The sequence below is a fragment of the Glaciimonas sp. GG7 genome, assembly GCF_052976905.1.
Genome location: NZ_JBRIIQ010000022.1, coordinates 44,413 through 51,795, shown reverse-complemented (window position 1 = coordinate 51,795; position 7,383 = coordinate 44,413). Strand labels below are relative to the sequence as shown.

Here is a 7,383-nt window from a genome sequence, read left to right as displayed (position 1 = left end):
CCGGTTCTGTCTCGTCCGTCACCGTCGCACCTGGCTCCATACCATTGGAGATGCCATCCGGTTCTGTCTCGTCCGTCACCGTCGCACCTGGCTCCATACCATTGGAGATGCCTTCCGATTCTGTCGTCGGAACTTCAGAAAGCTATTTCAAGTTATCCTGCCTTCAGGAAAAGGGAAGTGTCGTTTCCAATTTTTCAATCGCTCAATATGGTGATAGCAGTACTAAGTCGCTATACAGTTACATTATTGATGACAGGGGCGCTCTATATCAATTTCCACCTCCAGAACTATTCGCTTTGAGCGCCACCCCACAAGCGGACCTCGATGTAAAACGAATCCCGCAAATAGCCAGAATGGCGTTTCTCGCTGGGCAAACAGTGACTATGTGTGTCGACACCACCACCAAACCACACACAGCTAAGAAACTGTACATCGATAGCAGTAATTAAATCTAACAAATGCCAACATCGAAGCTGGCATAAACAACGAGGTCAGAGGACTTTCGGTCGAAAGTACAATGAGGGAATAAGCGATTGTGCAGGGGGCATGGAAATTTAGCCCCCTGCCGATCCTGATTTCTGCTGAAAATTGTTAGGGACAACTCAGGCGTATAATGGCGAGTTAGTAAAATTCGCCATTTTTACCATTCTTTCCTCCTGAGCTACTACCCAAATGCACTTGCTAGCCGTCGGACTCAACCACACCACCGCGCCCGTTTCACTGCGCGAACAGGTGGCCTTTCCTGCTGACCAGATTGGTCAGGCGGTAACCGCAGCCCGCACATGGTTTAGTAACAATGGCACATCCGGCCTCACGGATGAAGCTGCAATTCTGTCAACTTGCAATCGTACTGAGCTTTATGCCGCCAGCAACCTGTCTGGTACTGTCAATGCGTTGAATGGCTCAAGCGGGCCCAGCGATATTGACGCTGCGATTGATTCAAGCGCCCACTTTCTGGCACACTATCACCACCTTTCTTACGCCGATCTGCGCCCGCATTTGTATACGTTGCCGCATGGCGATGCGGTACGGCACGCGTTTCGGGTCGCCTCAGGATTGGATTCGATGGTGTTGGGTGAGGCGCAAATTCTGGGCCAGATGAAAGACGCTGTGCGTCACGCAGAGGCAGTCGGCGGACTTGGCACCTATTTACATCAATTGTTTCAGCGTACTTTTGCCGTTGCCAAAGAGGTGCGAACAACGACGCAAATCGGTGCCCATAGCGTATCAATGGCTGCTGCTGCGGTACGGATGTCAGAACGGATTTTTGATGCTGTCTCAGGTCAAAATGTGCTGTTTATCGGCGCTGGCGAAATGATCGAATTATGCGCTACGCACTTTGCCGCACAAAACCCCAAAAGTCTGACCGTTGCCAACCGTACCCTTGAGCGTGCGGAAACACTGGCGCATCGGTTCAGCGGACAAGCGCTGCGCTTAGCCGACTTGCCCACAGAACTCGGTAACTACGACATTATTATTTCGTGCACCGCATCGTCGCTACCGATTATCGGCCTGGGTATGGTCGAGCGGGCGGTCAAGGCGCGTCGCCATAAGCCGATGTTTATGCTTGATCTGGCCGTGCCGCGTGATATTGAAACCGAAGTCGGTCGCCTCGATGACGTTTTCCTCTATACCGTCGATGACCTCGGTTCAGTGGTTCAGGCCGGGATGGAATATCGCCAGGCAGCAGTTTTGCAAGCCGAAGCCATTATTGAAACCCGGGTGCAATCTTTTATGCATTGGATGGACGCACGCGCAGTCGTGCCTATCATTCAGAATCTGCATGAAAGCAGCGAAGCCATGCGCATGTTGGAGCTGGAACGGGCCCGCAAAATGCTTGCCAAAGGCGAGAATATCGATGCGGTTCTGGAGGCCCTCTCCAAAGGTCTCACCGCCAAATTTCTGCACGGTCCGCAACAAGCGCTGCACACTGCCCAAGGCGATGAACGCGCCCGTCTCGCGATCTTGTTGCCGCAACTATTCCGCAGTAAGCGTTAGCGTAGCTCTACACTGCCCTCCGCCTCCTCTGGGGCGAATTTCCTGTTTTAATTCCTGCTTCTTTACACCAATGCGCCACGATACTCGCGTCGCACGACACCAAAATATTCCATGAAACCATCCATGCTTGCCAAGCTTGACCAATTGTCGAATCGATTAGTCGAGGTCAATGATCTGCTCAATCAGGAAGAAGCGACGTCCAATATGGACAGCTATCGCAAACTATCGCGTGAACATGCCGAGCTCGGCCCCCTCGTCGCCTTGTATCTGAGCTATACCCAAGCCGATACGGATGTCCAGACCGCGCTGGAAATGCTGTCAGACCCGGACATGAAAGAGTTTGCGCAAGAAGAAATCGGCAACGCCAAAGCCCGTATGGAGCAGCTCGAAGCCGATTTGCAAAAAATGTTGTTGCCGAAAGATTTGAACGACGAACGGAATATTTTTCTGGAAATCCGCGCCGGCACCGGCGGCGACGAATCAGCCTTATTTGCCGGCGATTTGTTGCGGATGTACACCCGCTTCGCCGAGCGTAATCGCTGGCAAATCGAGATGGTGTCAGAGTCAGCCTCAGAAGTCGGCGGCTACAAGGAAGTCATCGTGCGGCTAGTGGGTTTTGGGGCCTATTCCAAACTCAAATTTGAGTCCGGCGGCCATCGCGTCCAGCGCGTGCCGACGACCGAGACGCAGGGGCGGATTCATACCTCGGCCTGTACGGTTGCGATCATGCCGGAGGCCGATGAAGTCAGCGAGGTCGCCATTAATCCCGCCGATATTCGCATCGATACGTATCGTGCATCCGGCGCGGGCGGACAGCACATTAACAAGACCGATTCGGCGGTGCGAATTACCCATATTCCGACCGGGATCGTAGTCGAATGCCAGGATGATCGCAGCCAGCATAAAAACAAGGCTTCGGCACTGAAGGTGCTGGCGGCACGGATTAAGGACGGTCAATTGCGCGAGCAGCAATCAAAAGAAGCTGCCACCCGCAAATCGCTGATCGGCTCCGGTGACCGTAGCGAACGCATCCGCACTTATAATTTTCCGCAAGGCCGCATGACGGACCACCGCATCAATCTGACGTTATACAAACTGGATCAGATTATGGATGGCGATCTGGAAGAGTTAAGCAATGCGCTGGCGGCCGAACATCAGGCGGAATTATTGGCGGCTTTGGGCGATGAGAGGTAAGCTCTCGGTACTCCCGCAACCAAACGCGGTCATCTGAATCTGATGACCACCCATTGGAAGCCTTCCCCACAATCAACACACCATTTTTCGCTCACTACATTTAACAAATGAAATCATCCAAACACATTTTGTTCGCCGTTGCCTTCATCGCCCTCGCTTTGCTGGCTGCCGCCTTGTATTTGCAGCACGTCAAGGACATGCAGCCATGCCCGTTGTGCGTGCTTCAACGTTATGCCTTTGCCATCATCGCGCTCATTTGTCTGGTTTCCGCCAGCATGCCTGACAGCATTCGTAAGCCTAGCGCGGCGATCGGCATCCTTGCCGGTCTTGGCGGAGCGGTGACGGCTGGCTGGCATATCTGGGTCATCGCGCATCCATCCACAACTTGCGGGCGCGATGCACTGGAAGCGCCCTTAAACGCGTTGCCGACGGCGACCTTATTACCCTCCGTTTTCAAAGTCGATGCATGGGCGATCTGCTCGACAGCTTACGAGCCAATACTCGGCCTGTCGATTCCACAATGGTCGCTGCTCTGGTTTGTGGTGTTAATTGTGATTCTGGCTAAAGTCCTCTTCAAACGCACTAATCACGGCGATTTTGAATGACCCGAACGGATCAACAGCTATGCGTGATTGAAGCCGGTGTCAGCGTGGCAACGATACTCAACAATGCCCCGCTGGAACCGCTAGAAAATCGCCTGCTGGTCATGCACGCTTTACAACTGACCCGCACCCAACTGATTACACAAGACCAGCGCCTCATTGACACCACGCAAGCGCAACAGTTAAGTCAGTTATTCCAACGCCGCCTGCAAGGTGAGCCGATTGCCTACATTCTTGGCCAGCGCGAGTTCTTTGGTTTGATGCTGGAAGTAACGCCCGACGTTCTGATCCCGCGTCCAGAGACCGAATTACTAGTTGAACTGGCGCTAGAACGCCTACCTGGCAATCAAACCCATCCGGCGGTATTGGATCTGGGTACCGGATCCGGTGCCATCGCCATCGCCATCGCTTATACGCGCCCCGATACCCGGGTAACGGCGGTCGATGTCAGCACAACAGCGCTCGCCGTCGCACAGCACAATGCGCAACGCCATCTGACGGTGAATTACGCCACCTTTGAGCTGCTGCAAAGCGACTGGTACACAGCGTTGGGCAATCAACGTTTCGATCTGATCGTTGCCAATCCGCCCTATATCGTCAAGGATGACCAGCATTTATCGCAAGGCGATCTGCGCTTTGAGCCGATCAGTGCGTTGACCGATCATGCCGATGGACTGAGCGCGTTACGCACCATCATCAACGGCGCGCCGCTGCACTTAAACGCAGATGGTTGGCTGCTGATGGAGCATGGTTACGATCAGGCGGCTGCGGTGCGTGCGTTGTTGCAAGCACACCCGTTTGAAGCGATACAAAGTTGGCAGGATTTGGCGGGGATAGAGCGTGTTAGCGGTGGTCGTTTAATGCAGCAGGCAGATTGACAGTATCCCGCTGTCCATTGAGGCCTATAACTGGCGTTCTCCCCGGGAGGACTTCAAAAGCCTGATGCATTGCATCGGGCTTTTATCTTTTCAACATCCGTTTCCAGCCAAAAATGTATCTTCCTGGCCTTGCTTTGATGTCTTGCAACGCTCCGACCCACTTTTTTAGCTTGTCAAGACTGGCGCAATTATCTGAACTGCGTATGATCGCTGGCTTGTCCAACGCCAGAACCTGATTCTCCAGACTCCCATGCTGCCATCGATCGAACAACGTCTCGCCCTTGAACTCGCCGCAAAACCGGCCCAGGTTGCCGCTGCGGTCGCCCTGCTTGATGAAGGCGCGACCGTGCCCTTTATTGCCCGTTATCGCAAGGAAGCCACCGGCGGCCTCGACGACATTCAGTTACGCTTGTTAGAGGAACGTCTGCGCTATCTGCGTGAACTCGAAGCGCGCCGCACGGCGATCCTGAGCTCGATTGAAGATCAGGGAAAAATGACACCGGCGTTGCTAAACGCCATTTCGCTGGCAGAAGACAAAACCCGTCTCGAAGATCTGTATTTACCGTACAAATTAAAACGCCGTACCAAAGCCCAGATCGCTGCCGAAGCGGGGCTAACCGAGTTGGCCGATACGCTGCTGGCGAACCCGGCGTTGCAGCCGGAAGAAGAAGCGGCGAAATATCTCAAGCCAGCATTCAGCACCGACAATGGCGACAATCCCGGCGTAATCGACGCCAAAGCGGCCCTCGATGGTGCGCGTCAAATCCTCATGGAACGCTTTGCCGAAGATGCGACCCTGCTGCAAGCCTTGCGCGCATATTTGATTGAGCATGGCGTGGTGGAGTCAAAAGTCGTGGAAGGCAAGCAAGATGCTGGCGAGAAATTTGCCGATTATTTTGATTACTCAGAAACGCTTGGCACCATTCCCTCGCACCGTGCGCTGGCACTCTTCCGCGGTCGTCGTGAAGAAATGCTCAACGTGGTGTTGCGGCTCGATACCGAAGAAGAAAAACCGAAATGGGACGCCCCGCATAATCCCTGCGAAGGTCGCATCGCTGCCCGCTTCGACATCAGCAACAAAGATCGCCCTGCCGATAAATGGCTGAGCGACACCGTGCGCTGGGCCTGGCGCGTGAAGGTCTTTATGCATTTGGAGACCGAGCTGATGACCAACCTGCGCGAAAAAGCGGAAGTCGAAGCGATCCATGTTTTTGCGCTCAATCTCAAGGCACTATTGTTAGCGGCACCCGCCGGACCACGGGCGACGATGGGGCTGGACCCGGGCCTGCGTACCGGCGTAAAAGTGGCGATCGTGGATGCTACCGGCAAAGTGGTGGCTACCAGCACGATTTATCCGCATCAACCACGTAATGACTGGGAAGGCTCGCTGCATACCTTGTCGCAATTAGCAGAGAAGCATCAGGTCTCACTGATTTCCATCGGTAACGGCACGGCGTCAAGGGAGACCGACAAACTCGCGCAAGACTTGATTAAGCTGCGCCCTGAACTAAAACTGACCAAAATCGTGGTCTCAGAAGCAGGCGCATCGGTCTATTCGGCCTCTGAATTTGCCTCCCGCGAATTGCCGGATATGGATGTCTCGATACGGGGCGCGGTCTCGATTGCACGGCGCTTGCAAGATCCGCTGGCCGAACTGGTCAAAATCGATCCGAAGTCGATCGGCGTGGGCCAATATCAGCATGACGTAGGCCAAACCCAATTGGCGCGCTCGCTCGATGCGGTGGTTGAGGATTGTGTGAATGCGGTCGGGGTGGATGTGAATACTGCCTCGGCCCCGTTATTGGCGCGCGTGTCTGGTCTGAACTCCAGCGTGGCGCAAAGTATCGTGACCTATCGCGATATGAAAGGGATGTTCACCTCCCGTGCAGGCCTGCGAGAAGTGCCGCGTCTGGGCGATAAAACCTTTGAGCAGGCCGCCGGTTTCTTACGCGTCATGAACGGCAGCAATCCGCTCGATACATCGGCGGTGCATCCGGAATCGTATCCGTTGGTTGAGAAAATTCTGGCCGATATCAAAAAGGACGTAAAAGGCATCATCGGCGATGAAAAACTGCTGAAGTCACTCAATCCGGCTAAATATGCGGACGAAAAATTCGGCGTGCCGACGATTACCGATATTTTGAAAGAACTGGAAAAACCGGGCCGTGACCCGCGCCCTGAGTTCACTACCGCGACCTTCAAAGACGGCGTGGAAGAGATGCGCGATCTGCGCCCGGACATGATTTTGGAAGGCGTCGTCACCAACGTCGCCGCCTTCGGCGCATTTGTTGACATCGGCGTGCATCAGGATGGCCTGGTGCACATTTCTGCGCTATCGAACACCTTTGTCAAAGACCCGCATAGCGTCGTCAAGGCTGGTCAGGTAGTGAAGGTGAAAGTGCTGGAAATCGATGAGAAACGCAAACGGATTGCGTTGACGATGCGCTTAGAAGACAGCGCCCCGATCGCTGGCAGTAAGCCAGAACAGCGCGGGGATCGTAACGATGCGAAGCGTTTGTCGCAACATCAACAGCAACGATCGGCACCGGCTGTCGTCTCGGCCAATAGCGCGATGGCGGCAGCGTTTGCCAAACTGAAGAGCTGATTCCAAACCTGTGGCAGAGCAATGAAATCGGTATGCTCTGCCCGCTCTGAAGTCTGTTGCTGTAATGCATTTGCATCTAAATTGCGCCAAAACATGGCAAATACAC

General features: G+C 54.2%; 5 protein-coding genes. All 5 read left to right on the top strand.

All coding sequences use genetic code 11. From position 1 onward, the window contains the following. Positions 1–672 precede the first annotated feature (672 nt). The 5 genes from hemA (at position 673) to ACVBEF_RS07810 (ending at position 7,277) form a co-directional block, all read left to right on the top strand. Entirely contained in the window at positions 673–1,998 is a 1,326-nt protein-coding gene (gene hemA, locus ACVBEF_RS07830; RefSeq protein WP_447123379.1) for a glutamyl-tRNA reductase, read from the top strand. Positions 1,999–2,109: 111 nt separating this feature from the next. After that, entirely contained in the window at positions 2,110–3,192 is a 1,083-nt protein-coding gene (prfA, locus tag ACVBEF_RS07825; protein ID WP_447123378.1) for a peptide chain release factor 1, read from the top strand. Between the two features lie 107 nt (positions 3,193–3,299). Then, the gene (locus tag ACVBEF_RS07820; protein ID WP_447123377.1) at positions 3,300–3,797 is read left to right on the top strand and encodes a disulfide bond formation protein B; all 498 of its coding nucleotides are present in this window, start codon (positions 3,300–3,302) and stop codon (positions 3,795–3,797) included. Next, a complete protein-coding gene (prmC, locus tag ACVBEF_RS07815; RefSeq protein ID WP_447123376.1) occupies positions 3,794–4,672 on the top strand; it encodes a peptide chain release factor N(5)-glutamine methyltransferase in 879 nt (292 codons plus the stop codon). Before ACVBEF_RS07820 ends, prmC begins: the two co-directional genes overlap by 4 nt. Positions 4,673–4,922: 250 nt before the next feature. After that, positions 4,923–7,277, top strand: coding sequence for a Tex family protein (locus tag ACVBEF_RS07810; protein WP_447123375.1), 2,355 nt, complete (start codon positions 4,923–4,925; stop codon positions 7,275–7,277). Positions 7,278–7,383: the final 106 nt, after the last annotated feature.

Coding starts and splice junctions, on each gene's coding strand:
- hemA (WP_447123379.1), top strand. CDS start 673: ATGCACTTGCTAGCCGTCGGACTCAACCACACCACCGCGCCCGTTTCA.
- prfA (WP_447123378.1), top strand. CDS start 2,110: ATGAAACCATCCATGCTTGCCAAGCTTGACCAATTGTCGAATCGATTA.
- ACVBEF_RS07820 (WP_447123377.1), top strand. CDS start 3,300: ATGAAATCATCCAAACACATTTTGTTCGCCGTTGCCTTCATCGCCCTC.
- prmC (WP_447123376.1), top strand. CDS start 3,794: ATGACCCGAACGGATCAACAGCTATGCGTGATTGAAGCCGGTGTCAGC.
- ACVBEF_RS07810 (WP_447123375.1), top strand. CDS start 4,923: ATGCTGCCATCGATCGAACAACGTCTCGCCCTTGAACTCGCCGCAAAA.